This is a genomic window from Streptomyces sp. NPDC058464, assembly GCF_042721035.1.
Taxonomy (GTDB): Bacteria; Actinomycetota; Actinomycetes; order Streptomycetales; family Streptomycetaceae; genus Streptomyces.
This window is the reverse complement of sequence record NZ_JBHXMA010000026.1, coordinates 37,716-61,124: the sequence shown is the minus strand read 5'-3', so window position 1 is coordinate 61,124 and position 23,409 is coordinate 37,716. Positions and strand designations below refer to the sequence as shown.

Annotated in this window: 26 protein-coding genes and 1 tRNA gene; 21 read left to right on the top strand and 6 right to left on the bottom strand. The window is 72.8% G+C overall.

Annotated elements, in window-relative coordinates; genetic code table 11:
- Positions 1-24: 24 nt before the first annotated feature.
- Positions 25-627: a TetR/AcrR family transcriptional regulator gene (locus tag ACFWPQ_RS30885; RefSeq protein ID WP_384041854.1), complete on the bottom strand. Its 603-nt coding sequence runs from the start codon at positions 625-627 to the stop codon at positions 25-27.
- A gap of 68 nt (positions 628-695) precedes the next feature.
- Positions 696-1,217: a GNAT family N-acetyltransferase gene (locus ACFWPQ_RS30880; protein WP_384041851.1), complete on the bottom strand. Its 522-nt coding sequence runs from the start codon at positions 1,215-1,217 to the stop codon at positions 696-698.
- On the opposite strand from ACFWPQ_RS30880, the gene ACFWPQ_RS30875 reads away from it, so the two are divergent.
- Both ACFWPQ_RS30875 and ACFWPQ_RS30870 read left to right on the top strand, forming a co-directional pair.
- Positions 1,216-1,818 carry a helix-turn-helix domain-containing protein gene (locus ACFWPQ_RS30875; RefSeq protein ID WP_384041848.1) on the top strand — a complete coding sequence of 201 codons (603 nt, stop codon included), beginning with the start codon at positions 1,216-1,218 and terminating at the stop codon, positions 1,816-1,818. The genes ACFWPQ_RS30880 and ACFWPQ_RS30875 overlap by 2 nt on opposite strands.
- A complete protein-coding gene (locus ACFWPQ_RS30870) occupies positions 1,815-2,963 on the top strand; it encodes an MFS transporter (protein ID WP_384041845.1) in 1,149 nt (382 codons plus the stop codon). The genes ACFWPQ_RS30875 and ACFWPQ_RS30870 overlap by 4 nt, the downstream gene beginning before the upstream one ends.
- Positions 2,964-2,967: 4 nt before the next feature.
- Here ACFWPQ_RS30870 and ACFWPQ_RS30865 read toward each other — a convergent pair whose 3' ends face one another.
- Positions 2,968-4,146 carry a Glu/Leu/Phe/Val dehydrogenase dimerization domain-containing protein gene (locus ACFWPQ_RS30865; protein ID WP_384041842.1) on the bottom strand — a complete coding sequence of 393 codons (1,179 nt, stop codon included), beginning with the start codon at positions 4,144-4,146 and terminating at the stop codon, positions 2,968-2,970.
- A 141-nt stretch (positions 4,147-4,287) separates the two neighbouring features.
- On the opposite strand from ACFWPQ_RS30865, the gene ACFWPQ_RS30860 reads away from it, so the two are divergent.
- From ACFWPQ_RS30860 to ACFWPQ_RS30825, 8 genes are all read left to right on the top strand, one after another.
- Positions 4,288-5,475 (top strand): MBL fold metallo-hydrolase, encoded by a 1,188-nt coding sequence (locus ACFWPQ_RS30860; RefSeq protein WP_384041840.1) that lies wholly within the window; start codon positions 4,288-4,290, stop codon positions 5,473-5,475.
- 158 nt (positions 5,476-5,633) lie between these two features.
- Positions 5,634-6,794 carry a DUF4037 domain-containing protein gene (locus tag ACFWPQ_RS30855; protein WP_384042102.1) on the top strand — a complete coding sequence of 387 codons (1,161 nt, stop codon included), beginning with the start codon at positions 5,634-5,636 and terminating at the stop codon, positions 6,792-6,794.
- Between the two features lie 415 nt (positions 6,795-7,209).
- On the top strand, positions 7,210-9,630 hold the full coding sequence (locus tag ACFWPQ_RS30850; protein WP_384041837.1) for an ATP-binding protein: 2,421 nt from the start codon (positions 7,210-7,212) through the stop codon (positions 9,628-9,630).
- 68 nt (positions 9,631-9,698) lie between these two features.
- Positions 9,699-10,133 (top strand): roadblock/LC7 domain-containing protein, encoded by a 435-nt coding sequence (locus ACFWPQ_RS30845; protein ID WP_089107225.1) that lies wholly within the window; start codon positions 9,699-9,701, stop codon positions 10,131-10,133.
- 2 nt (positions 10,134-10,135) lie between these two features.
- On the top strand, positions 10,136-10,507 hold the full coding sequence (locus ACFWPQ_RS30840) for a DUF742 domain-containing protein (protein ID WP_384041834.1): 372 nt from the start codon (positions 10,136-10,138) through the stop codon (positions 10,505-10,507).
- Positions 10,485-11,084 carry an ATP/GTP-binding protein gene (locus ACFWPQ_RS30835; protein ID WP_361290655.1) on the top strand — a complete coding sequence of 200 codons (600 nt, stop codon included), beginning with the start codon at positions 10,485-10,487 and terminating at the stop codon, positions 11,082-11,084. The genes ACFWPQ_RS30840 and ACFWPQ_RS30835 overlap by 23 nt, the downstream gene beginning before the upstream one ends.
- Positions 11,085-11,145: 61 nt before the next feature.
- A complete protein-coding gene (locus tag ACFWPQ_RS30830) occupies positions 11,146-11,727 on the top strand; it encodes a GAF domain-containing protein (protein WP_361290658.1) in 582 nt (193 codons plus the stop codon).
- A 57-nt stretch (positions 11,728-11,784) separates the two neighbouring features.
- Complete coding sequence (locus ACFWPQ_RS30825) at positions 11,785-12,384, top strand: TetR/AcrR family transcriptional regulator (RefSeq protein ID WP_384041830.1); 600 nt, start codon at positions 11,785-11,787, stop codon at positions 12,382-12,384.
- Between the two features lie 40 nt (positions 12,385-12,424).
- Here ACFWPQ_RS30825 and ACFWPQ_RS30820 read toward each other — a convergent pair whose 3' ends face one another.
- Positions 12,425-13,627, bottom strand: coding sequence for a YbfB/YjiJ family MFS transporter (locus tag ACFWPQ_RS30820; RefSeq protein ID WP_384041827.1), 1,203 nt, complete (start codon positions 13,625-13,627; stop codon positions 12,425-12,427).
- Positions 13,624-13,926, bottom strand: coding sequence for a muconolactone Delta-isomerase family protein (locus tag ACFWPQ_RS30815; RefSeq protein WP_384041824.1), 303 nt, complete (start codon positions 13,924-13,926; stop codon positions 13,624-13,626). Before ACFWPQ_RS30815 ends, ACFWPQ_RS30820 begins: the two co-directional genes overlap by 4 nt.
- 118 nt (positions 13,927-14,044) lie before the next feature.
- On the opposite strand from ACFWPQ_RS30815, the gene ACFWPQ_RS30810 reads away from it, so the two are divergent.
- The 11 genes from ACFWPQ_RS30810 (at position 14,045) to ACFWPQ_RS30760 (ending at position 22,211) form a co-directional block, all read left to right on the top strand.
- Positions 14,045-14,974, top strand: a complete 930-nt coding sequence (locus ACFWPQ_RS30810; RefSeq protein ID WP_384041822.1) for a LysR family transcriptional regulator — start codon at positions 14,045-14,047, stop codon at positions 14,972-14,974.
- A 128-nt stretch (positions 14,975-15,102) separates the two neighbouring features.
- Positions 15,103-15,816, top strand: a complete 714-nt coding sequence (locus ACFWPQ_RS30805) for an SDR family NAD(P)-dependent oxidoreductase (protein ID WP_384041819.1) — start codon at positions 15,103-15,105, stop codon at positions 15,814-15,816.
- Positions 15,817-15,857: 41 nt separating this feature from the next.
- Entirely contained in the window at positions 15,858-16,229 is a 372-nt protein-coding gene (locus ACFWPQ_RS30800) for a YybH family protein (RefSeq protein WP_384041816.1), read from the top strand.
- Positions 16,230-16,407: 178 nt separating this feature from the next.
- A complete protein-coding gene (gene tdh, locus ACFWPQ_RS30795) occupies positions 16,408-17,436 on the top strand; it encodes an L-threonine 3-dehydrogenase (RefSeq protein ID WP_384041813.1) in 1,029 nt (342 codons plus the stop codon).
- Between the two features lie 68 nt (positions 17,437-17,504).
- Positions 17,505-18,698 (top strand): glycine C-acetyltransferase, encoded by a 1,194-nt coding sequence (locus ACFWPQ_RS30790; RefSeq protein ID WP_384042099.1) that lies wholly within the window; start codon positions 17,505-17,507, stop codon positions 18,696-18,698.
- Between the two features lie 115 nt (positions 18,699-18,813).
- The gene (locus ACFWPQ_RS30785) at positions 18,814-19,716 is read left to right on the top strand and encodes a LysR substrate-binding domain-containing protein (RefSeq protein ID WP_384041810.1); all 903 of its coding nucleotides are present in this window, start codon (positions 18,814-18,816) and stop codon (positions 19,714-19,716) included.
- Between the two features lie 61 nt (positions 19,717-19,777).
- Entirely contained in the window at positions 19,778-20,344 is a 567-nt protein-coding gene (locus tag ACFWPQ_RS30780; protein WP_384042096.1) for a helix-turn-helix domain-containing protein, read from the top strand.
- Positions 20,341-20,877, top strand: a complete 537-nt coding sequence (locus tag ACFWPQ_RS30775) for a GNAT family N-acetyltransferase (RefSeq protein WP_384041807.1) — start codon at positions 20,341-20,343, stop codon at positions 20,875-20,877. Before ACFWPQ_RS30780 ends, ACFWPQ_RS30775 begins: the two co-directional genes overlap by 4 nt.
- Positions 20,878-20,907: 30 nt before the next feature.
- On the top strand, positions 20,908-21,267 hold the full coding sequence (locus ACFWPQ_RS30770; protein WP_361290690.1) for an MmcQ/YjbR family DNA-binding protein: 360 nt from the start codon (positions 20,908-20,910) through the stop codon (positions 21,265-21,267).
- Between the two features lie 117 nt (positions 21,268-21,384).
- Positions 21,385-21,458, top strand: a tRNA-Pro gene (locus ACFWPQ_RS30765).
- A gap of 117 nt (positions 21,459-21,575) precedes the next feature.
- Positions 21,576-22,211: a tyrosine-type recombinase/integrase gene (locus tag ACFWPQ_RS30760; protein WP_384041803.1), complete on the top strand. Its 636-nt coding sequence runs from the start codon at positions 21,576-21,578 to the stop codon at positions 22,209-22,211.
- Positions 22,212-22,478: 267 nt separating this feature from the next.
- On the opposite strand, the gene ACFWPQ_RS30755 is transcribed toward ACFWPQ_RS30760, so the two are convergent.
- Positions 22,479-23,195 carry a FadR/GntR family transcriptional regulator gene (locus tag ACFWPQ_RS30755; protein ID WP_384041800.1) on the bottom strand — a complete coding sequence of 239 codons (717 nt, stop codon included), beginning with the start codon at positions 23,193-23,195 and terminating at the stop codon, positions 22,479-22,481.
- Positions 23,196-23,409 lie beyond the last annotated feature (214 nt).

Here is a 23,409-nt window from a genome sequence, read left to right as displayed (position 1 = left end):
TCTCCCCCCTTACCTCTCCTCCGGTTACTTCTCCTCCGGCAGGCCCAGTTCGCGCGCCAGGGCCTCGTCGACCCACTCCTGCGCCCGGGCGCGAGGTACGGCACCCGGGTACGACGTCAGCTGGACGGCGAGACCGTCGAGCAGCGCGGTCAGTCGCAGTGCAGCCGCCGTCGGGTCGGGGCACCGGAACTCGCCCGCGGCCACCCCTTCGGCGATGACCTCCGCGATCGCCGCCTTCCACTGCTGGTCCAGGCCCTTGGTGACGTCCCGCAGCGCGGGTTCCCGCAACGCCACCGCCCAGCCCTCGATCCACAGCCGCCAGCCCTTCGCCTGCCCCGTCGGCGCGTACCAGCGCACCGCCGCCCGCAGCCGGCGCAGCGCCGACGTACGCCGGCCCAGGAGCTTGCGCAGATGCGTCAGGTCGCCCTCGGCGGCGTAGGTGAAGGCGGCGGCGACCAGCTTCTCCTTCGTCGAGAAGTGGTACAGCACCAGCGCGTTGCTCACGCCGAGGGTCGAGGCGACATCGGCGATCCGTACCGCCGCCACGCCCCGCGCCTCGATCTGTTCGATGGCGGCCCGCAGCAGTTCCTCCCGCCGCTCGGCCACACTCAACCGCACTCTCGCCACGCGGTCACCCTAATCGGTTGTCGCACCGCCCGCGTCGGCGTCCCGGGCCGGCGGCAGCCGGGTGGCCGTCACAGCGGCAGCCGCATGATCGTCAGGTCGAGCCAGCGGCCGAACTTGGTGCCCACCTCCCGGACCGTCCCGACGTGCTCGAAGCCGAACCGGTCGTGCAGCCGGACCGACGCGGCGTTCCGGGCCTCGATGCCGGCGATCATGACGTGGTGGCCTGCCGCGCGCGCCGAGGTGATGAGCGGGCCCAGCAGTGCCGAGCCGATGCCGAGGCCGTGGCTGCCCTCGCGGACGTAGACGGAGTTCTCCACCGTGTGCCGGTAGCCGTCCAGCGCCCGCCACGGGCCGTAGACGGCGAATCCGGCCACCTCGCCCGGCGCCTCGGCGACTTCGGCCACGAGCGCCGAGCCGCGCTCCAGGTGCGCGGCGAACCAGGCCGCGCCCTCGGCGGGGGACTGCGGGGTCTCCGTCCACAGGGCCGTCGAGTGCTCGATCGCGTGATTGCGGATCGCGCGGACGGCCTCCCCGTCACCGGGACGGGCCGGGCGTACCGTCACCTTGCTTCTCTCGTATATTGGATTCATGTCCAACATAGTAGAACCAGCGGCGGATCCCTTGGTACGGCAGATCGCCGCCCGGGTCCGCGCCGAACGGGAGCGCCGCCGCTGGACCCTGGCGCAGCTCGCGGACGCCTCCGGCGTCTCCCCGGCGATGATCAGCCGGATCGAGCGCGGCGAGAGCAGCCCCACCGCGGTCGTGCTGGGCAAGCTGTCCGCCGCCTTCCAGCTCGGCGTCGCCTCGCTGCTGGCCCTCGCCGAGGGCGCGCCGGAGCCCGAGGCCGACACCCCGGGCGTGCGGCGCGGCACCGACGCCGCCGAGTGGCGCGACCCCGGCACCGGCTACCGGCGCCGCCAGATCACCGGCCCGCGCTTCCCGGCGGAGATCGCCGAGATCCGGCTGCCCGCCGGCGCCCGCGTCCCGTATCCGGCCGCGGCCTTCGCCTTCGTGCGCCAGCTCGTCTGGGTCCTCGACGGCCGGCTGACCTTCCACGACGGCGACACGGTCCACGAACTCGACGCCGGTGACACCATCGAACTCGGCGCGCCCGCCGAGCGCGTCTTCGCCAACACCACCGGCGCCGAGTGCCGTTACGCCGTCGTCCTCACCCGCGACGCGCGGCCGTGAGCCGTCCGCTGCCCCGCGGCGGCACGTTCCTGCTGGCCGGCATAGCCGGGACGGCGATCGCGAACAACTACGCCGTGCAGCCCGCGCTCACCGCGGTCGCCACCGACCTCGACGTGCCGCTCTCGGTGATCGGCCTGGTGCCCACCGCCGCGCTCGCCGGCTGCATGACCGGCTTCGCCCTGCTGCTGCCGCTCACCGACCACCTCGCCCCCAACCGCCTGGTCACCGCGCAGCTCACCACCCTGGCCGCGGCCCTCGCGCTCGCCGCGACCGCACGCGACGCGTTCGTGCTCCTGGTCGCCTATCTGCTCGTCGGTGCCGCCGCGAGCGTGGCCGCCCAGGCCAGTAACATCGCCGGCCGCCATGCCCGGCCGGGCCGCGGCGGCACCGGCGTCGCCCTGGTGGCCGCCGGCATGTCGGCCGGCATCCTGCTCAGCCGGCTGGCGGGCGGCGCCCTCACCGACGCCCTCGGCTGGCGGCGGATGTTCCTCGTCTTCGCCGCCCTCGCCCTGCTCGGCGCGCTCGCCGCCGCCACGCTCCTTCCCCGGCACCGGCCGCACGCCGACCGCGGCTACCGCGCCATCCTGACCGCCCTCCCGCCGCTGCTCCTGAACGAGCCGCGGCTGCGCCGCGCGGTGGCCACCGGAGCGCTCTGGTACTTCGCCTTCAACCTCGTCTGGATCGCCCTCACCCTGGACCTGGCCCAGCCGCCGCGCTCCCTCGGCCCGACCGCCATCGGCCTCTACAGCCTGGCCGGGGTGCTCGGCTTCGCCGCGCTCCCGTTCACCGGCCGCCTCATCGACCGGTACGGCCCGCGCACGGTGATCGGCGGCTCCATGGCCGTCGCCTCGGCCGGTACCGCCCTGCTGGCCACTGGCCTGGACACCCCCTGGCGCACCGCCCTCGGCCTCGCCCTCTTCGACGCGGGCTGCTTCGCCGCCCAGGCCGCGAACCAGAGCCGCGTCATCGCCCTCGACCCCGCCCGTTCCGGCAGCCTCAGCAGCGTCTACCTCGTGGTGTACTTCACGGTCGGCGCCGTGGGCACGGCCGTCGCCGCGCCCCTGCTCGACACCCTCGGCTGGCAGGGCACCGCCCTCACGGCCCTGAGCGCACTGCTTCTCGCGGCCGCTTCCGGGCGCCGCTGATCCGTCACCGGTACCAGCCGAACCGCTCCGCGATCACCGGCAGCCGGTCGGTCACCAGGGCGTGGGCGGCGGCCCGCGGGGTCGTACCGTCGGACTCCGCGCGGTCCAGCATCAGTTCCACCAGGGCGCGCATCGAGCGGCGGGTGTGGGCGAACGCCTCGTCGGCGTCGGGGCCGATGTCGCCGAACAGGGTCCACCACCACCAGGCGTTGGTGCCCGAGTTCACCACCACGTCCGGCAGTACGGTCACCCCGCGCGCGGTCAGTCGATCCTCCGCCTCGGGCAGCACGGGCATGTTGGCCGCCTCCACGATCCAGCGGGCGCGGACCAGGTGCTCGTTGCCGGTGTCGATCGCGTACGACACCGCCGCCGGCACCAGCACCTCCGCGTCGGTGGAGAGCCAGGCGTCACCCGGCAGTTCCCCGTCCCCGGGGCGCAGGACCGCGCGGTCGACGGTGCCGTAGGCGTCCCGCGCGCGCAGCAGCGCCTCGACGTCCAGCCCCGCCGGGTTGGCGATCGTGCCCTTGACGTCGGCGACCGCCACCACGGTGAGCCCGGCGCGGGCGAGGAACCGTGCCGTGGCCCCGCCCATCGTGCCGAGGCCCTGCACGGCGACCCGCGTCCCCGCGTACGGCACCCCGGCCCGGTCCAGGGCCGTCAGCGCCGACTCGGCGACCCCGCAGCCACCGGCCAGCTCGTCGAGACCGATCCCGTCCACCTCGACGGCGAAGGCGTCCGCGAGCCGCCGCCGGGCCGCGGCCTCGTCGTCCAGCAGCGGATACACGGCCTGGACCGAGGAGACCAGCCCCGCCTCGGCCGCCGCCCGGTCCACCAGGTCCTGGGTGAGCCCCAGATCCTCGCCGGTGGTCCAGAAGCTCTCCACGTGCGGCCGCATGGCGCGCAGGTAGCGGACCAGCAGGGCGTACGCCCCGGGGTCCTGCGGATCGCAGTCGATGCCGCCCTTGGCGCCGCCCAGCGGGATGTAGCGGCCCTCGGGGTTGTAGTGCAGGGCCTCCTTCATGGTCATGCCGCGCGCGAGCCCGGTGACCTCCTCCAGGGTGCAGCCCGGCCGCATCCGCAGACCGCCACTGGCCACACCCCGTACCAGCCGGTCGACGACCAGGAAACCCTGGCGTCCGGTGACGTGGTCGGTCCAGACGAGGGACATCAGGGGAGCGGTCACGGGGGGCTCCTCGGGAGCGGTGTGAAGAAACAGTGCTACTGAACAGTGGGTCAGTATTGGGAGACGGATGGTGCGGTGTCAACGCCGACTGTCACAAGGGCCGACCATAATGGGGACCTCAGCTACACCACTGGAGGTACCGTGACCGGTTTGCGATCCCTGAGCTCCGGGCTCCGCCCGCTGCGGCCCGCTGCCTTCGGCGCGGACCCCGGCGGCGAGCGCCTGGCCCGCATCCAGGGCTCCCCGCACTTCAAGGACGGTGTCTTCCAGAACCCCGGCGGTACCACCCGGATGCGGCCCTCGGGGTCGATGCTGGAGTTCGCGAAGACCTACTTCGAGAGGGAGCAGCGCGCCCGCAGGGCTCCCCGCGGCACCGTCCCGGTGCACCCCACCACCGTCGCCGACCTCGGCCGGCCCGCCGCCACCGGCCTGCGGGTGACGTGGATGGGCCACTCCAGCGTCCTCGCGGAGATCGACGGGCACCGCGTCCTGTTCGACCCCGTGTGGGGCGAGCGCTGCTCCCCGTTCCCCTTCGCCGGTCCCAGGCGGCTGCACCCGACGCCGCTGCCGATCGCCGCGCTCGGCCCGGTCGACGTGGTGGTCATCTCGCACGACCACTACGACCATCTCGACCTGCCCACGATCAAGGCGCTGGCCGGCACGGACACGCTGTTCGCGGTGCCGCTCGGCGTCGGTGCCCATCTCGAACAGTGGGGCGTCTCCGCGGACCGGCTGCGGGAGCTGGACTGGCACGAGGAGACCAAGGTCGGCGGACTCACCCTGACGGCCACCCCCGCCCGCCACTTCTGCGGCCGCGGGCTGCGCAACACCCAGCACACCCTGTGGGCGTCCTGGGTCGTGGCCGGCGAGGAGCACCGGATCTACCACAGCGGTGACACCGGCTACTTCGACGGCTTCAAGGACATCGGCGCCGACCACGGGCCCTTCGACGTGACGATGATCCAGATCGGCGCGTACAGCGAGTTCTGGCCCGACATACACATGACGCCGCAGGAGGGCATGCGCGCCCACCTCGACCTCCAGGGCGGGCAGCCGCACGGTGTGCTGCTGCCGATCCACTGGGGCACCTTCAACCTCGCCCCGCACGCCTGGGCCGAGCCGGGGGAGTGGACCAAGGACGCCGGCGACGAGGCGGGCCAGGCGGTCGCGCTGCCGCGTCCCGGCGAGCCCTTCGAGCCGTCCGGCAAGCTGCCCGCGGACCCGTGGTGGCGTACGGTCTCGGCGCCGATCGCCCGGCCCTGGCGCGGCGAGAAGCAGCCGGAGGGCGCGCCCGGGCAGGGGGATCTCGACCTCGCCGGCGAGGCGTGACCTCGCGGGCGACCGGTGACGGCGGGCCGACGGGCGCGAGCGGCGAGGAACGTGTGACGAAGGGCCTGTGACGCCGTCACCGGTGTGGCGGTGACGTGAAAATGGCGTGCATGCCCCTGCACAACCTGGGCAGGGGCATCGTCATGAGCCCTGCACATATGCCAAGTCCTACTTTCTTACCGGGACTTGAGCTCTCCCGGCGCTTCTACACCGAGGCCGTACGCCCGCTGCTGGAGGAGGCCGCTCCCGGCATACCCCATTCCGCGGCCCGCATCGGCGCGGGCTCCGAAGTGCTCGGTTACGACACCGAGCGCTCCGCCGACCACGAGTGGGGGCCCCGGCTCCAGCTCTTCCTCCACTCCCACAATGTGAGCCGCCACGCAGGACGCATCAGACATGTGCTCGCCGAACACCTCCCGAAGACCTTCCACGGCTGGCCAACCCACTTCGCCGCCACCGGGGACCGGGACGTCCGTGTCATGCGGGCCACCGACGGGCCGGTGCACCACCGCGTCGAAGTGACCGGCGTCTCCTCCTGGTTCCGTGCCACCCTCGGTTTCGACCCCGCCTCCGGAGTCACCCCGGCGCACTGGCTCGCCCTGCCCACCCAGCTCCTCGCCGAGGTCACCGCCGGCGCCGTGTTCCACGACGGCCTGCACACGCTCACCCCGGCCCGCACCGCCCTGCGCTGGTACCCCCACGACCTGTGGCTCCACGTCCTCGCCTGCCAGTGGCAGCGCATCGCCCAGGAGGAGGCCTTCGTCGGCCGCTGCGGCGAGGTCGGCGACGAACTGGGTTCCGCCGTCGAGGCCTCCCGCCTGGTCCGCGACCTCATGCGGCTCTCCCTGCTGATGGACCGGCGCTACCCGCCCTACGGCAAATGGCTCGGCAGCGCCTTCGCCCGCACCCCCGCGGCCCCGCGGCTCACCTCCGAACTCACCGCCGTCCTCGCCGCCACCGACTGGCACCTGCGCGAGCGTCATCTGGTCCAGGCGTACGAGATCGTCGCCCACCTGCACAACGAACTGGAGCTCACCGACCGGGTCGACCCGGCCACGCGCACCTACCACGCCCGGCCCTTCCGGGTGCTGCGCGCCGACCGCTTCACCCGGGCCCTCACCGCCCGCATCAAGGACCCGGAGATACGGGCGTTGCACAGGGCCGGTGCGGTGGACCAGTTCATCGACAGCACGGAGGTCCTGAGTCGCCCGGACCTGACCCGGGCCGCGACCGACGCGGTGACGGGCGTCGGCGCCCACGACGGCCCGCGCCGCGCCCCGACGAAGAGCAGCCGAGGCCAAAGGGGTCACCGTGAGTGATATCTCAGGCGTGGTGAAGGGGGTGCGGAAGTCCCTGCGGCCGTCCGGCCCGACCGGCCGAGGGGGTGTGGACCGAGGGTCGGCGAGCGGGACGAGGTGACGGGAGTCCCGGCCCGCGTCTTCTGCGTGTGACCGTTTCTGAGCAGGTCGGATCGGTCGGTGATTGTTCGGGAGTGGAGTATCGAGGGGGTTATCGGTCTTTCGTGCGACGGCTCATACCAGAGCGGGACCATCTCCGGGGGACTTTGTCAACTGCCCACCGCACATGATGCCTTGGCGACTACTGTGAGTGTCCGTCGGGCGACGCGGGGCCGAATTCTTTTGCGGTCCCCTCGGCCGGCATTGCGATGGCGCATGCCCAACTCGCGCGACCCGCGCGAGGAACCAGGCCCGACGGACCAGTACGAGGACGCAGATGTCTCACCTCCGTGCACCGGCCGCCCGCGCCGACCGCCGTGAGGGCGGCCGGCACGGACGTCCGGTCGCCCGACCCGTTCCCGCGCTGCCCGAGACCCACATACGGCCTCAGCTCATGCGTCTGGCGGTGCTGCCACCGGTCGCGGTGGCGCTCAGCGGTTGCGCGGCCGTCCTGTTCACCGTCCGCTCCACCGGCGCCCGGCCCAGCCTCACCCTGCTCGCCGTGCTCACCGGAGCGGTCTCGGTGACGGCCGCGGGCATCGTGATCGCCGCCGTGGCCGCGGGTCGCGCCGCCCGCTCGGTCAGCGACCGCGTCGCCGTCCTGCGCCGCAACGCCGCCCGCGGCGAGGCCGATCTGCTGGCCCTCGTCGACGCCCTGCGCCGCGGTGAGACCCCGCCCCCGCGCAAGCCGCGCGGCGGACCGCCCGACGACGCGGACGACTTCGAGCTGCTCGCCGCCGACCTGTCCCGCGCGCACGACGGCGCCGTCACCGCCGTCGTGCAGGCGGCCCAGCTCTCCAGCCAGGCCGGCAGCGAACAGAAGCTGGAGGTCTTCGTCAACCTGGCGCGGCGCCTTCAGTCCCTCGTGCACCGGGAAATCTCGATCCTCGACGAACTGGAGAACGAGATCGAGGACCCGGACCTCCTCAAGGGTCTCTTCCACGTCGACCACCTGGCCACCCGCATCCGACGGCACGCCGAGAACCTCGCCGTGCTCGGCGGCGCCGTGTCCCGGCGGCAGTGGAGCAACCCCGTCTCCATGACCGAGGTGCTGCGCTCCGCCATCGCCGAGGTCGAGCAGTACTCCCGGGTCAAACTCGTCCCGCCGATCGACGGCGAACTGCGCGGGCACGCCGTCGCCGACGTCATCCACCTCCTCGCCGAACTCGTCGAGAACGCCACGGTGTTCTCCGCCCCGCACACCCAGGTGCTGCTCCGCGCCAACCTCGTCACCTCCGGCCTCGCGGTCGAGGTCGAGGACCGCGGACTCGGCATGCCGGTCGGCGAGCAGTCCAAGATGAACGCCCTGCTCGCCGACCCCGACCAGGTCAACGTCGCCAGCCTGCTGGCCGACGGCCGTATCGGACTCTTCGTCGTCTCCCAGCTCGCCCGCCGGCACGGCATCAACGTCCGCCTCCAGACCAACATCTACGGCGGCGTCCAAGCCGTCCTCGTCGTCCCGCAGGGCCTGTTGGGCACAGCTCCGGGCGCACCCGGGGCACCCGTCGCCGTACCGCAGCCGCGCTCCACGGCGACCGGGGGCGGTGCGCCGGGGGCGCCAGGTGCGCCCGGGGCCGCAGGAGCACGGCCGTCCGACGGCACCGGGGCGCTGGAGGGCGTCCGGCCCGGCGGCGCCACCGGTTCGGACGCGGGGGCCGGAAGCCGGGCCACCGCGGGCGGTCCGCCGGCCGGCCGAGTGCCCGGGCAGCAGCAAGGTCCCGCCGCGAGCGCCCCCACCGGCGCCGGTGGCCGTCGTCGGCGCGCGCAGCACGGGGGCGGTCCCGCGCCGCTGCCGGTGCGCGGCGCCCAGGAGACCCGCGCGAACCCCGCCGAGGCGCTGCCCGGCATCCGGCCCGAGGACCGGTCCGCGGTCGCCGAGCACGCGGGCAGCCCGCCCGTACCGCGGGTCGGCGCCGTGCGCGGCACCATGGGCAAACCCCAACTGCCGCGCCGCCGCGCCCAGGAGCACATCGTTCCCCAGCTGCGCGGCGGCCCGGCGCCCCGCCAGGACAGCGAGGTCCCGGCCGGACACGACCCCGGCCTGATGGCCGCCTTCCAGCGCGGCATCGGCCTTGCCGAAGCGCAGCAGCACCTGGAGGCCACCCAGGGGGAGCCGCCCACCGGCGAGTCCGCGGGCGGGACACATGGCGCGTCCCTCCACGACGGGTTCACCGGTATGGGCTTCGCCGACATGGTCGTCGGCGACGGATCCGCCGACCGGCCGGCCAACACGTCCCATGCCACGCACATGGACTCCACGCACATGGACTCCGCCCACACGGACGCTATGCACACGGGGGCGGCGCATGCGGACGTGACGCACATGGAGGCCGGGTACCTGGCCCCGCACTACACGGCTTCCGACCACACAGCTCCGGACCAGTCCGGCCGGGACCGCATGACGCCGGCCCCCCTCACGCTCGACCCCCTGGTCTCAGGCCATGTGACCTCCGACCACCTGACCTCCGACCACACGGCCTCGGACCACATGACCCCGGATCACATGGCCTCGGACCACATGACCACAGGTCACCCGGCGGCCATGGACCACATGTCCCCCACACACATGAACCGAACCCACCGGGACCCCGCCGACGCCCAGTCCGCGTCCCGACCCCAGTCGTACTCCCAGGCCCTGCGCCCGGTGCACACCTCCGACTTCACCACCCGGCCCGACGGGAGCGCACCGGCCGGATGACCAGCACCGTCTCCACCCCCACCCCCACCGCTCCCGCAGACCTTCGTACCCCAAGGAGTCGATCCACCATGGCGAGCGATGCGCCGACCGCCCAGGTATCCGACCTCGACTGGCTGATGAGCGGCCTAGTGCAGCGCGTACCGCACACGACCAGCGCGGTGCTCCTGTCCTGCGACGGGCTGGTGAAGTCCGTCCACGGCCTGGATCCGGACAGCGCCGACCACATGGCGGCGCTCGCCTCCGGCCTGTACTCGCTCGGCCGCAGCGCGGGCGTCCGGTTCGGCGACGGCGGGGACGTCCGCCAGGTCGTCGTCGAACTCGACTCGACGCTGCTGTTCGTCACCACGGCCGGCTCCGGCACCTGCCTGGCCGTGCTGGCGGGCCGGGAGGCCGACGCCGCGGTCCTCGGCTACGAGATGGCGATGCTGGTCAAGAGCGTCCGCCCGTACCTCGTCACCGCGCCCCGGCAGCACGCCGTCGAATCCACGGCGATGAGGCCTTGAGGGTGGCGGCAGCCGGCGACGGGCCCTGGCTCGACGACGCGGCCGGACGCCTCGTGCGCCCGTTCACGGTCAGCAACGGCCGCACCGAGCCCAGCATCGCCCTCGACCTCATGTCGCAGGTGATGGCGACCGGGTCCACGCCCCTCGGCTACCTCGGCCTCGAGCACGGGCAGGCACTCGACCTGTGCCGCGCCCCCGTCTCGGTCGCCGAGGTCGCCGCGCACCTCAAACTGCCCGCCGTGGTCACCAAGGTGCTGCTCTCCGACCTCGTCGACTGCGGGGCGCTGACCGCCAAGCCCCCCGTGTTCCACCACAACCCGACTGACCGGTCCCTCCTGGAGGCAGTGCTCGATGGACTACGACGACAGCTCTGATCCCTTTCCCACCGCGCTGAAGATCCTGGTGGCCGGTGGGTTCGGGGTCGGCAAGACCACCTTCGTGGGCGCGGTCAGCGAGATCGCCCCGCTGTCCACGGAGGAACTCCTCACCACGGTCAGTGCCGCGACCGACAGCCTCGACGGGATCGAGAACAAGGTCGAGACGACCGTGGCCATGGACTTCGGCCGCATCACCCTGGACCCGGAACACGTCCTCTACCTGTTCGGCACGCCCGGACAGGAGCGGTTCTGGTTCATGTGGGACGAGCTGTCCGAGGGCGCACTCGGCGCGGTCATCCTCGCCGACACCCGCCGCCTGGAGGACTGCTTCGCGGCCGTCGACTTCTTCGAGGAGCGCGGCCTCGGCTTCATCGTCGCCATCAACGAGTTCGACGGCTCCTACCGCTACGACCCCGACGAGGTGCGCGCCGCCATCGACCTCGACCCGGAGATCCCGGTGGTCCGCTGCGACGCCCGGATCTCCAGTTCCGGGGTCCAGACCCTGCTCACCCTCGTCCGCCATCTGATCGCCCACGCTCCGGTCTCCGCGCCGAGCCACGGCGCCCACATGTGAATCCCCAACACCCCTCACGGAGCCCATATATGACCCACGTCCACTGCGACGGAGCCCGCGCATGAGGTACGACCCGTCACGCCCGGCCGGCCGGCTGCTGCTCACGCCCGAGGACAAGGAGGCACCCGAGCGCACCCGGCGCCTCGGCCAACTGCGTCTGGGCGCACACCCGGACCCCGCCCTCGACGCCTACGCGGACCGGCTCGCCGAGGTCACCCGGGCGCCGTACGCCATGGTCAACTTCATCGACGTGAACCGCCAGTTCTTCGCGGGTCTGCACCTGCCGGACGTGGCACCGCCGGTGGTGCGGCCGGACGGCAGCACCCCGGTACTGGGCCGTGAGCTGGCCCGTGACCATGGTTTCTGCCCCCATGTGGTGGTCCGGCGCAAGGCGCTGGTCCTGGAGGACGTCTGCGACTACCCGCGGTTCGCGGGCAACCCGGTCGTCGACGACTTCGGCATCCGTTCCTACCTGGGCGCCCCGCTGATCGACAGTACGGGGACGGTGCTCGGCACGGTGTGCGTGGTCGACGTGGAGCCGCGGCCCTGGGGCCGGGCCGGTCTGGAGACGATCAAGTCGTCGGCGGCCGAGCTGGTGGCCCGGATCGAGCGGCGCGAGGCCGACGGTCTGCCGCTGCTGTGACGACGGGAACATCCCCTTCGCTAGCCGACCGGTCTAGTACCTCCGTACCCTGGTCGTATGGGACGTACCAGTGACGCCAGGCGGAAGATCCTCGACGCCGCTCGCTCGCTGATCGAAGGACGTGGCTACTCCGCGCTCGGCGTGGCCGAGATCTGCAAGGCGGCCGGGGTGCCGAAGGGCAGTTTCTACTACTTCTTCGAGTCCAAGGAGGCCCTCGCGCTCGCGGTCGTCGACGAGCACTGGGCCGCCCAGAAGCGCGACTGGACCCGGGCCCTGACCGGTGACGCCGAGCCGCTGCGGCGGCTGCGGCGGCTGTTCGAGGAGACCGAGGCCGGCCAGCTCGCTGGCCAGCGGGGCTGCGGGACCGTGGCGGGCTGTCTGTTCGGGAACCTCGCCCTGGAGCTGAGCAACCAGACCGAGGCGGTCCGCGGACGGCTCCAGGAGATTTTCGACGCCCAGGTCGACATGGTGGAGTCGGTCGTCGCCGAGGCTCGTGAGCGCGGCGACGTGGGCGTGACCGACACCCACGAGGCGGCACGGGCGGTGGTGGCCCAGCTGGAGGGCCAGGTGATGCTCGCCAAGCTGTACAACAGCACCGGGCGGCTGACCCCGCTGTGGGACAACTGCCGGGCACTGCTCGGCGTGCCAGCCGCGTAGGGCCTGCGGCCCACGGACGGGTGGCCCAGGGACGGGTGGCCTAGGGACCGGTGGCCTCGGCCGGGGCCGGTTGGCGCTGTCGTACCGGCGCTGTGTGGTCCCCGCCCATGTGGTGCGGGAACCCGATCCGCAGCACGGCGGCGGCGACGGCGGCCGCGAGGACCACCAGGGCGGCCAGCAGCAGTGCCTGGTGGTAGCCGTGGCGCAGCAGCGGGGCGACGACCAGGGGGCCGAGGATCTGGCCGACGGAGTACCCGGCGGTCAGCAGGGCGACGGAGCGCGGGAAGCGCAGCTGCACCCCCGTGGCCAGGGCAAGGGTGCTCACGCCCAGGAACGTGGCGCCGAACAGCACGGCCGAGCCGAGGGCGGCGGCCGTACTCCCGGTCAGCGCCGGCAGCGCGATGCCGGCCGCCTGGACCGTGAGCGCGGTGAGCAGCAGGCCGGGGCGGGACCAGCGGTGCCCGAGCCGGGCCCACAGCGCCGAGGACGGCACGGCGGCCAGCCCCACCAGCACCCATGCGCCGCTGCCGACCCAGCCGGGGGAGCCCTGGCCGATCGCCGCGACCAGGAAGGTACCGGCGACGATGTAGCCGACACCCTCCAGGAAGTAGCTGAGGAACAGCGCGCCGAACCAGCGGTGGGCGCGGGCGGCGGGCCGGTCCCCGGCCGCCGTCGGGGCCGGCGCGTCCTCGGGCCGCAGCCGCCACGCGGCCGCGGCCAGCACCGCGGTGAGCGCGGCGGCCGCCCACCAGGCCGCCCGCCAGTCGGAGACGGACCGCAGCGCGAGGACCAGCAGCCCGGACAGCGCGATGCCGGCGCCCACCCCGCCGAAGGCCCAGCCGGGCAGGTGCGCCGGGTGCTCCCGCAGATGGTGCAGCAGCGAGGCCACGGCGATCACGAACACCAGGGCGCTCGCCGCTCCGGCCAGCAGCCGCAGCGCGGCCCACACCGCCGTGCCGTGGGCGAGGGGCATGGCGGCGAGCGTGGCGGTGAGCAGGAGCAGGGACCCGCGCAGCACGGCGCGGGACCGGACCAGCGCGGGGACCAGGGTGCCGGCGAGCGCACCGAGGAGGTAGCCGGCGTAGTTGGCGGTGGCCAGGTTGGCCCCGGCAGTGGCGGACAGGCCCGCCCGGGCGTGCATCAGGGGCAGGATCGGGGTGTAGACGAAACGTCCGACGCCCATGCCCGCCGCGAGTGCGGCGGCTGCCCTGGTGACATGGGTCCAGGGGGAGGCGACGGTCATCGGGTGCCGTCGGCCCGGCCCGGGTCGTTGGGGTGGGACTCCAGCGGGGTGACGGTGAGCGTCATCCACGGGCGCAGCGGCAGGGTGCCGAGCACTTTCTCGTGGAGTTCCTCCTCGTCGGCGGCCCGCCACACACCGATGCTGCGCAACTCGCCCACCGGGCGCCACAGCCGGGCCAGATGACCGGTCGCGGCCAGTTCCCGCGCGCGGACGGCCTCCGCGGCCCGCCGCCGGTCGACCTCGTCCTGGCCCGTGCCCTCGGGGATGTCGGTGGTGATCTCGACCAGGAACTCTCGCACGATGTGCTCCCTCCGGTGTCGCCCTGTTGCCGGTCACTCCATCGTGCGCCGCCGCCGGCACCGGTGCCACGACCGGCGGCCTCGCTGCTGAGAGGCGCGGCCTCCCAGCGCGCGTAGCATGACGCGCGTGGAACTGCGCCAGCTGCGCTACTTCGTCGCGGTCGCCGAGGAACTGAACTTCGGCCGGGCCGCCGAGCGGCTGCTCATCGCGGGCCCCTCGCTCTCCCAGCAGATCAAGGCGCTCGAACGGGACCTGGGCGTCCGGCTGTTCGACCGGGACCGACGCTCGGTCTCCCTCACCCCGGCGGGCGCCGAGCTGCTCCCGCACACGCGGGACCTGCTGGCGCGGGCCGACGACCTCAGGCGCCGGGCGGGCCGGCTCTCGGGATCCCAGGCGGTACGGCTCGGATATGTCAACTGGCTTCCGCCGGACCTGGGTTCACGGACGGCCGCGGTCGCCCGGGTGCATGTGGACGCCTGGGTCGCGCCCTCCCACACCCAGGCCGCCCGGGTCGCCGACGGCAGTCTGGACCTCGCCGTCTGCTGGGTGCGCACCGAGGACCTCGAACGGCTCGGGCTGCGGGCCCGGCTGATCGGCGCGGACCGGCTGTACGCCGTCGCGAAGGGCACCGACACGAGCGACCTGCCGGCCCGGGACACCGACGTCCTCATCGACGACGACATCACCTCCTGGGCCTCCTGGAACGAGTACGCCGAGGAGCTCACGCGGGCCGTCGGCGCCCGCGCGGTGCGCATCTCCGACGGTGCCGTCACCGGCCCCGCCTACTTCGACCACGTCCGCCGCTGCACCCGGCCCGTCCTCAACTCGCCCAAGGGCCAGACCACTCCGCTCCCGCCCGACCTGGTCCGCCGCGAGGTAGTCGCGCCGAAGGTGTACTGGACCTGGTCCCTGGTCTGGCGCGCGGGGGAGGACCGCGCCGGTGTCCTGGCCGCCGTCGACGCCCTGAGCGAGGGCGTCGGCGACCTCGGTATCCACGCCCCGGACGCCTGGCTGCCCACCGGCGACCCGTACGCACTCCCCGGCTGAGCTGCACTGGGAGGCCGCGCCTCCCAGCCGGGAGGACACCGATCCTGGCGCCCTGTCCCGGCCCGACCTACCTTCCGAATAGTCGACCGGTCGGCTAGTACCGGTCAGCCACCACGGAGAAGGTCATCATGAGCACGCAGCAGCAGAAGGTCGCCATCGTCACCGGTGCTTCGCAGGGCATCGGCGCCGCCCTCGTCGAGGGCTACCGCAAGCTCGGCCACGCGGTCGTCGCCACCTCGCGCACCATCGCCCCCGCCGACGGCGCCGGCGTCCTGACCGTCCAGGGCGACATCGCCGACCCGGCGACCGCCGAGCGGGTGGTGGCGGCCGCCGTCGAGCGGTTCGGCCGGATCGACACCGTGGTCAACAACGCCGGCGTCTTCGTCGCCAAGCCCTTCACCGACTACACCGCAGAGGACTACGCCGCCGTCACCGGCATCAACGTCGCCGGCTTCTTCCACCTCACCCAGCGGGCGGTCCCGCACCTGCTCGCCCAGGGCGGCGGGCACGTCGTCAGCGTCACCACCAGCCTGGTCGACAGCCCGGACGCCCGCGTCCCCTCCGTCCTGGCCTCGCTGACCAAGGGCGGCCTGCAGTCCGCGACCAAGTCCCTGGCGACCGAGTACGCCACCCGTGGCATCCGCGTCAACGCGGTGTCGCCCGGCACCATCAGGACCCCGATGCACCCGGCGGAGACCCACGAGTTCCTCGCCGCCCTGCACCCGGTCGGCCGGATGGGCGAAGTGAGCGACATCGTCGACGCTGTCCTCTTCCTGGAGACCGCGCCGTTCGTCACCGGCGAGATCCTGCACGTCGACGGCGGTATGAGCGCCGGACACTGACGGCAGGGCGAGTCACCGACCAAGGAGAGCAAGGAGCGGACATGACCAGCACGACCGACGAGACGGCCATCCTGAGCGCAGTGCTCGACCGGTGGAAGGCGGCCGTCGACGCACACCGACCCGAGCGCGTCGCGGCCGAGTTCACCGAGGACGCCGTCTTCCAGGGGCTGCACCCCTACAGCGTCGGACGGCAGGGTGTCGCCGCGTACTACGACTCCCAGCCCCTCGGCATGAAGGCGGCGTACCGGGTCCTGGAGACCAGGCGGCCCGCCGACGGCGTCGTCCTCGGGTACCTGGCCGTCGAGTTCTCGTTCACGGACCGGCCCCCGCTGGACGTCAAGCTCTCCGTCCTCGTCACCCGGACGGGCGAAGACTGGCGTATCGCCCACTACCAGGTCTCCCGCCTCGACTAGCCGTGTCCTGGCGGGTGTTCCGAGGGTGTGAAGCGGAGCTGTGGCGGCGCTTAAGAAATCCTCGATGGACCGATGCGCCGGGGTGGGGCAGATTGCTGTGAGATTCCACCCCCCTCCCCGGCCGCGGGGCCGCCTCGGCGACCCCGCGGCCGGGATCTCACGCACAGGAGCCGTAGCGTTGAAGGCGCTGGTCAAGGAGAAGGCGGAGCCCGGGCTGTGGCTCACGGACGTACCGGAGCCCACGGTCGGACCGGGTGACGTACTGATCAAGGTCCTGCGGACCGGCATCTGCGGCACCGATCTGCACATCCGGGCCTGGGACGGCTGGGCGCAGCAGGCGATCACCACCCCGCTCGTGGTCGGCCACGAGTTCGTCGGCGAGGTCGCGGCGACCGGCCGGGACGTCACCGACATCAAGGTCGGCGACCGGGTCAGCGGCGAGGGCCACCTCGTCTGCGGCAAGTGCCGCAACTGCCAGGCCGGGCGGCGCCATCTGTGCCGCGCCACGGTCGGCCTGGGCGTGGGCCGGGACGGCGCGTTCGCCGAGTACGTCGCGCTGCCCGCCGGCAACGTCTGGGTGCACCGGGTCCCCGTCGACCTCGACGTGGCCGCGATCTTCGACCCGTTCGGCAACGCCGTGCACACCGCGCTCTCCTTCCCGCTGGTGGGCGAGGACGTCCTGATCACCGGCGCGGGGCCGATCGGGCTCATGGCCGCCGCCGTGGCCCGGCACGCGGGCGCCCGGCACGTCGTGATCACCGACGTCAGCGAGGAGCGCCTCGAACTCGCCCGCAAGATCGGCGTGAGCCTCGCCCTGAACGTGTCGCAGGCGGAAATCGCCGACGGACAGCGGCAGCTGGGGCTGCGCGAGGGCTTCGACATCGGCCTGGAGATGTCCGGCCGGCCCGAGGCCATGCGCGACATGATCGCCAACATGACGCACGGCGGCCGGATCGCCGTGCTCGGCCTGCCCGCCCAGGAGTTCCCAGTCGACTGGGCCCGGATCGTCACCTCGATGATCACCATCAAGGGCATCTACGGCCGTGAGATGTTCGAGACCTGGTACGCGATGTCGGTGCTGCTGGAAGGCGGACTCGATCTCGCGCCCGTGATCACCGGCCGCTACGGCTACCGCGACTTCGAGGCGGCCTTCGCCGACGCGGCGAGCGGCCGCGGCGGCAAGGTCATCCTCGACTGGACCCACTGACGGACCCGGTGACGGCCCCCGCTGACGGCCCTACTGACGGACCCGCTGACGACACCCAAGGACTGATGATGTTCGACTCCGTGCGCGACGACCTGCGCGCCACCCTCGACAAGATCCGCGCCGCCGGTCTGCACAAGCCCGAGCGGGTCATCGGCACCCCGCAGTCCGCGACCGTCGCCGTCACCGCCGGCGGCCGCCCGGGCGAGGTCCTCAACTTCTGCGCCAACAACTACCTCGGCCTCGCCGACCACCCCGAGGTGATCGCCGCCGCCCACGAGGCCCTGGACCGCTGGGGCTACGGCATGGCCTCGGTCCGCTTCATCTGCGGCACCCAGGAGGTGCACAAGGAGCTGGAGGCGCGCCTGTCGGCGTTCCTCGGCCAGGAGGACACGATCCTCTACTCCTCCTGCTTCGACGCCAACGGCGGTGTCTTCGAGACCCTGCTCGGCGAGGAGGACGCGGTGATCTCCGACGCCCTCAACCACGCCTCCATCATCGACGGCATCCGCCTCTCCAAGGCCCGCCGCCTGCGCTACGCCAACCGCGACCTGGCCGACCTGGAACGGCAGCTGAAGGAGGCGCAGAGCGCCCGGCGCCGGCTGGTCGTCACCGACGGTGTCTTCTCCATGGACGGCTATCTCGCGCCGCTCCGCGAGATCTGCGACCTCGCCGACCGCTACGACGCGATGGTCATGGTCGACGACTCGCATGCCGTCGGCTTCGTCGGCCCGTCCGGCCGCGGCACCCCCGAGCTGCACGGCGTCATGGACCGCGTCGACATCATCACCGGCACCCTCGGCAAGGCCCTCGGCGGCGCCTCCGGCGGCTATGTCGCGGCCCGCGCCGAGATCGTCGCCCTGCTCCGCCAGCGCTCCCGCCCCTACCTCTTCTCCAACACCCTCGCCCCGGTGATCGCGGCGTCCTCCCTCAAGGTCCTCGACCTGCTGGAGGCGGCGGACGACCTGCGGGTCCGGCTCGCCGAGAACACCGCCCTGTTCCGCCGCCGGATGACCGAGGAGGGCTTCGACATCCTCCCCGGCGACCACGCCATCGCCCCCGTGATGATCGGCGACGCGGCGGAGGCGGGCCGGATGGCCGAGCTGCTCCTGGAGCGCGGCGTGTACGTGATCGGCTTCTCCTACCCGGTGGTCCCGCAGGGCCAGGCCCGGATCCGGGTCCAGCTCTCCGCGGCCCACTCGACGGACGACGTGAACCGCGCGGTGGACGCATTCGTCGCGGCCCGGGCGGAACTGGCGGGCTGAGCCGGGCGGGACGGCGGGCCGCCGGTCCGAGCCGGGAAGGCGGTCCGAGCCGGGTCGCCCGTCCGAGTTGGGCCGACGGCCCGAGCGGCGCCGACAGATTGCGATAATCAATCCCATGATCGAGGCGCGGCGGCTCCACATCCTCCGTGCGGTGGCCGACCACCGCACGGTGACGGCGGCTGCCGCCGCGCTCTATCTGACCCCCTCGGCCGTCTCCCAGCAGCTGACGGCCCTCGAGCAGGAGACCGGCCACCGCCTGGTCGAGCGCAGCGCCAAGGGTGTGCGGCTGACCCCGGCCGGCGAGATCCTGCTCGCCCACACCAACGCGGTCCTCGCCCAGCTGGAGCGGGCCGAGGCCGAGCTGGCCGCGTACGGCTCCGGCGAGGCCGGCACGGTCACCGTCGCCGCCTTCGCCACCGGCATCGCGCAGGTGGTCGCCCCGGCCGTGGCCCAGCTCGCCCGCACCGCCCCCGGCATCCGCATCCGCGTTCAGGACGCCGAGGGCGACGCCAGCCTCCCGATGGTCCTGGACCGGCAGGTCGACGTCGCGGTCGCCGTCGAGTACCGAGGGGCCCCGCCCGCCGACGACCCCCGGCTCACCCACGTACCCCTGTACGCCGAGCCGTTCGACGCCGTCGTCCCGCTGCACCACCGGCTGGCCGAGGCCTCCGAGGTGCCCCTCGCCGAACTGGCCAAGGACACCTGGATCGGCCCGTACCCGGGCAACCCCTGCCACGACGTGGTGGTCCTGGCCTGCGAGAGCGCCGGCTTCCAGCCCCGCCTCGAACACTCCTCCGACGACTTCCGCGCCGTGGTGGCCCTGGCCGCGGCCGACGCGGGCGTGGCCCTCGTCCCGCGCTCGGCGCTGCGCGGCATGGACCTGACCGGGGTGGTCGTCCACCCCGTCGACGGCGTCGCCCCGACCCGCCGCGTCTTCGCGGCCGTACGACGCGGAGCCGAGGAACATCCGCTGATCCGCCCGGTGCTGACCGCCCTGGGCGAGGCGGCACGGATGTGAGCCCTTCTTAACGCTGGCGTTTCACATCTGGGATATCGTCCCGGATGTGAAACAGGAGCAGATGGTGGCCCCCGACCCCGTCGACGTCCGCCTCGGTGCCCGTCTCGCCGAACTGCGGGCCGAACACGGCTGGTCCCTGGGCGAGTTGGCGGAGCGCAGCGGAGTGAGCAGGTCCACCCTGTCCCGGGCCGAACGGGCCGAGACCAGCCCCACGGCAGCCCTCCTCAACCGCCTCTGCCATGTCTACGGCCGGACCATGTCCCAGTTGCTCAGCGAGGTCGAGGCGGAACCCGCGCCCGTGCTGCGCGCTGCCGAACAGCAGGTGTGGGAGGACCGCGCCTCCGGTTTCGTACGGCGCTCCGTGTCGCCGCCGCACGGCGGACTGCGCGGCGAACTCGTCGAGGGCCGGCTCTCGGTGGGGGCGGACATCGCCTACGACCGCCCGCCGGTGCCCGGCCTGGAGCAGCACATCTGGGTGCTCGACGGCAGCCTCGCCGTGACGGCGGAGGGCACCGAGCACCTCCTGGACGCCGGCGACTGCCTGCGGCTGCGGGTGTGGGGGCCGACGCGGTTCCGGTGCGCTGGACCGGGGGAGACGCGGTACGTGCTGGCGGTGGTGCGGCCGTGAGGGCACTGCGCCTCGACGCGGAACAACTGCTCCGACGGGAGGGCGAGTTGGCCGAGCTCCTTGCCGACACCGTGAACGGCGGGGCGTCCGTCGGCTTCCTCGCCCCCTTCGAGCGGGAGCAGGCCGCCGCCTGGTGGCGGGGGCGGGCGGCCGCCGTGGCCGCCGGGCAACTCGCCGTCTGGGTCGCGCTGGACGGCGCCGGCCGGGCCGTCGGCACGGTCGGCCTGGCCTTCCCCCACCCCGACAAGCCCAACAGCCCGCACCGCGCCGAACTGGTGAAGCTGATGGTCCACCGCGACGCCCGCGGCCGGGGCGTCGGCCGCGGGCTGCTTGCCGTCGCCGAGGAGGCCGCGGTCGCCACCGGGATCACCCTTCTCCACCTGGACACCGAGACGGACAGCCCCGCCGAGCACCTCTACCGCTCGGCCGGCTGGACCCGCGCCGGGGTCATCCCCGACTACGCCCTCGACCCCGCCGGGGTGCTGCGCCCGACGACCCTCTACTACAAGCACGTGGGCGCTCGGGCCGGGTGACTGTCAGTGGCGGGGGCTACGGTTCGGGACATGCAGGAAGCCGAAGACGTACGCCGGGTCGCCCTGTCCCTGCCGGACACCAGCGAGAAGATCGCCTGGAGCATGCCCACGTTCCGGGTCGCCGGGAAGATGTTCGCCACGCTGCCCGAGGACGAGACCTCCATCGCCGTGCGCTGCCCCAAGGAGGAGCGCGACGAACTGGTGCTCGCCGAGCCGGCCAAGTTCTGGATCGCCGACCATGAGGCCCAGTTCGCCTGGGTCCGCGTCCGGCTCGCCGCCCTGGAGGACGAGGGTGAACTGCGCGACATCCTCGCCGACTCCTGGCGGCAGGCGGCCCCGCCCCGACTCCTCGACTCCTACCCGGAGTTGGGGCTGCCGGGCGGGAGCTGAACACCCGCCCCGCACCGCCACGGCCGGCCGGGACAAAAGGCGTGCGCGACCACCGAGCCGAGTGCGGTATTGTTTCCTTGCGCGTTTCGACCGGGGAAATCCCAGGTCAAACGGCACCGGGACGTGGCGCAGCTTGGTAGCGCACTTGACTGGGGGTCAAGGGGTCGCAGGTTCAAATCCTGTCGTCCCGACGGTGCGAAGGGTCTTCGCAGGCGAGAGCCTGCGGGGGCCCTTTTTCGCGTGGGGTGTTTCCGGCTTCGGGGTTGAGTATGCCGCTCATCGGCACCTTTACTTGGAGGCTGGCGAAGATGCCCTTGCTGGACCTGGAGAAAACGACCACGGGTCTGTCGAAGACCTGGTCGGGATTCCTGCGGGCCTGGGACCGCTCGCTGCGGTCGGGGAATTACCCGGAGACCACGCGCTACAACTATCTGCTGGCGGCCGCGCAACTGGCGCGGTTCCTGGGGGAGTATTCGCCGGATCAGGACGCCGGCGCGGCGGCCGAGGATCCGGTCGAGGTCACGCGAGCGCACGTGGAGGCGTTCCAGGCGTGGATGATCGAGACGCGGTCGGCGTCGACGGCGCTGAACAAGCACAAGGGGCTGCAGCAGTTCTTCAAGTGCCTGATGCTCGACGAGGGCGAGATCGTCAGGTCGCCGATGGAGCGGGTCCGTCAGCCGAAGCTGCCGCAGAAGCTGGTCCCGGTGATCCGTGGCGAGGAGACCTCAAAGGTGCTGGGCACCTGTAGGGGCCGCGAGTTCGCTCAGTTGCGGGACGAGGCGATCATCCGGCTGTACCGCAATACGGGGGCGCGGTTGTCGGAGGTCGGCAACCTGTTGGTCGATGACATTGACCTGATCACCGAGTCGGTGCATTACCGCGGCAAGGGCGGAAGGGACCGGAGGGTGCGGTTCGGGCCGAGGACTGCGCGGGCTTGGTCTTGACCGAGTTGGTGGGCGCGCTCCGTAGAGAGGTTCTGCACCCCGGGGGCTCAGGGATGAGCGAGGTCCGCTCCCGGCTGTGGCGAGTCCGAATGGCCGGTGGCGGTGTCATGAGCGCGCGCGTACGTTCCGCGGCAGTCCGGGTACATCAGAGGGCAATGGTGCGGCGTCGTGCCCGGGCAAGGGCGATTACAGGGCACGATGCCCCTCGTCTTCCGGGACGTGACCACCCCCTCCGCCCGCTCGGCTCGGCCTCGCCACGCCCTTCCCTCACCCAGCCCGTTCCCCGCTCACCCGAGCCAGCACCTCCCGGATCATCTCCGCGCTGATCATGAAGTGCTCCCGGGCGATCTCCTCCGCCCGCTCCGGCTCTCCCGCCGCGATCGCCTCGTAGAGGGCGGCGTGCCCTTCCCCCGCCCGGTGGAAGTGGCTGCGCTCGCCCTTTCCCCACGGCTCGATCGGGAAGCCGAGGCTGATCCGGGTCAGCAGTTCGCGACTGAGCCGGGTGATCTGGGGGTTGTGGGTGGCCTCGCAGATGGCGCGGTGGAAGGCGCTGTCGGCGGCCTGCTCCTCGCGGGGCGTGCTCGCGGAGAGATGCGCGGACAGGGCCTCCCGCATCGGCGCCAGGTCCTCGGGCCGCCGGCGCCGGGCGGCCGTCGCGGCCACCATGCCCTCCACCAGCCCGCGCAGGTCGAAGAGCTGCTCGAACTCCTCCCAGCGGGGCAGCAGGGTCCGTCGGACCGCGGCCCCGGAGGACTCGCTCCAGCTGTCCTGCACGAACGCCCCGCCGTTGCGGCCCCGGCGGATCTCGATGACACCGAGGGCCTGGAGCCGCCCGACGGCCTCGCGTACGGTGGGGCGGCTGACGTGCAGCAGCCCGGTGAGCTCGCGCTCGGCCGGGAGCCGTTCGCCGGGCAGGAAGTCGCCCACGGCGATCGCGGTGAGGAGCCGGTCGGCGACCTCGTCGACGGCCGAGGTCACCCGCACCGGGCGAAGCGTGGAGGAGAGGCTGCCGCCGAGGAGGACGCGGTCGATCAGGCGCGCGTACTCATCACGGTTTCCCGAAGGCCCGAGCGAGTCAGGTGACTCAGCTGACTCTGATGCGGATGTCAGGTGTCCTCCCGAAAATCGTCGCTTCTGTAAACGCAGGCGACCCACGTAAACCCGCCGTTACGTCTTGCCCTGGCCCGACCAAAAGGTC

Coding starts and splice junctions, on each gene's coding strand:
- ACFWPQ_RS30880 (WP_384041851.1), bottom strand. CDS start 1,217: ATGAATCCAATATACGAGAGAAGCAAGGTGACGGTACGCCCGGCCCGT.
- ACFWPQ_RS30790 (WP_384042099.1), top strand. CDS start 17,505: ATGTTCGACTCCGTGCGCGACGACCTGCGCGCCACCCTCGACAAGATC.
- ACFWPQ_RS30845 (WP_089107225.1), top strand. CDS start 9,699: ATGGCGAGCGATGCGCCGACCGCCCAGGTATCCGACCTCGACTGGCTG.
- ACFWPQ_RS30800 (WP_384041816.1), top strand. CDS start 15,858: ATGACCAGCACGACCGACGAGACGGCCATCCTGAGCGCAGTGCTCGAC.
- ACFWPQ_RS30855 (WP_384042102.1), top strand. CDS start 5,634: ATGCCAAGTCCTACTTTCTTACCGGGACTTGAGCTCTCCCGGCGCTTC.
- ACFWPQ_RS30850 (WP_384041837.1), top strand. CDS start 7,210: ATGTCTCACCTCCGTGCACCGGCCGCCCGCGCCGACCGCCGTGAGGGC.
- ACFWPQ_RS30780 (WP_384042096.1), top strand. CDS start 19,778: ATGGTGGCCCCCGACCCCGTCGACGTCCGCCTCGGTGCCCGTCTCGCC.
- ACFWPQ_RS30875 (WP_384041848.1), top strand. CDS start 1,216: ATGTCCAACATAGTAGAACCAGCGGCGGATCCCTTGGTACGGCAGATC.
- ACFWPQ_RS30810 (WP_384041822.1), top strand. CDS start 14,045: ATGACGCGCGTGGAACTGCGCCAGCTGCGCTACTTCGTCGCGGTCGCC.
- ACFWPQ_RS30820 (WP_384041827.1), bottom strand. CDS start 13,627: ATGACCGTCGCCTCCCCCTGGACCCATGTCACCAGGGCAGCCGCCGCA.
- ACFWPQ_RS30785 (WP_384041810.1), top strand. CDS start 18,814: ATGATCGAGGCGCGGCGGCTCCACATCCTCCGTGCGGTGGCCGACCAC.
- ACFWPQ_RS30770 (WP_361290690.1), top strand. CDS start 20,908: ATGCAGGAAGCCGAAGACGTACGCCGGGTCGCCCTGTCCCTGCCGGAC.
- ACFWPQ_RS30825 (WP_384041830.1), top strand. CDS start 11,785: ATGGGACGTACCAGTGACGCCAGGCGGAAGATCCTCGACGCCGCTCGC.
- ACFWPQ_RS30805 (WP_384041819.1), top strand. CDS start 15,103: ATGAGCACGCAGCAGCAGAAGGTCGCCATCGTCACCGGTGCTTCGCAG.
- ACFWPQ_RS30760 (WP_384041803.1), top strand. CDS start 21,576: ATGCCCTTGCTGGACCTGGAGAAAACGACCACGGGTCTGTCGAAGACC.
- ACFWPQ_RS30835 (WP_361290655.1), top strand. CDS start 10,485: ATGGACTACGACGACAGCTCTGATCCCTTTCCCACCGCGCTGAAGATC.
- ACFWPQ_RS30830 (WP_361290658.1), top strand. CDS start 11,146: ATGAGGTACGACCCGTCACGCCCGGCCGGCCGGCTGCTGCTCACGCCC.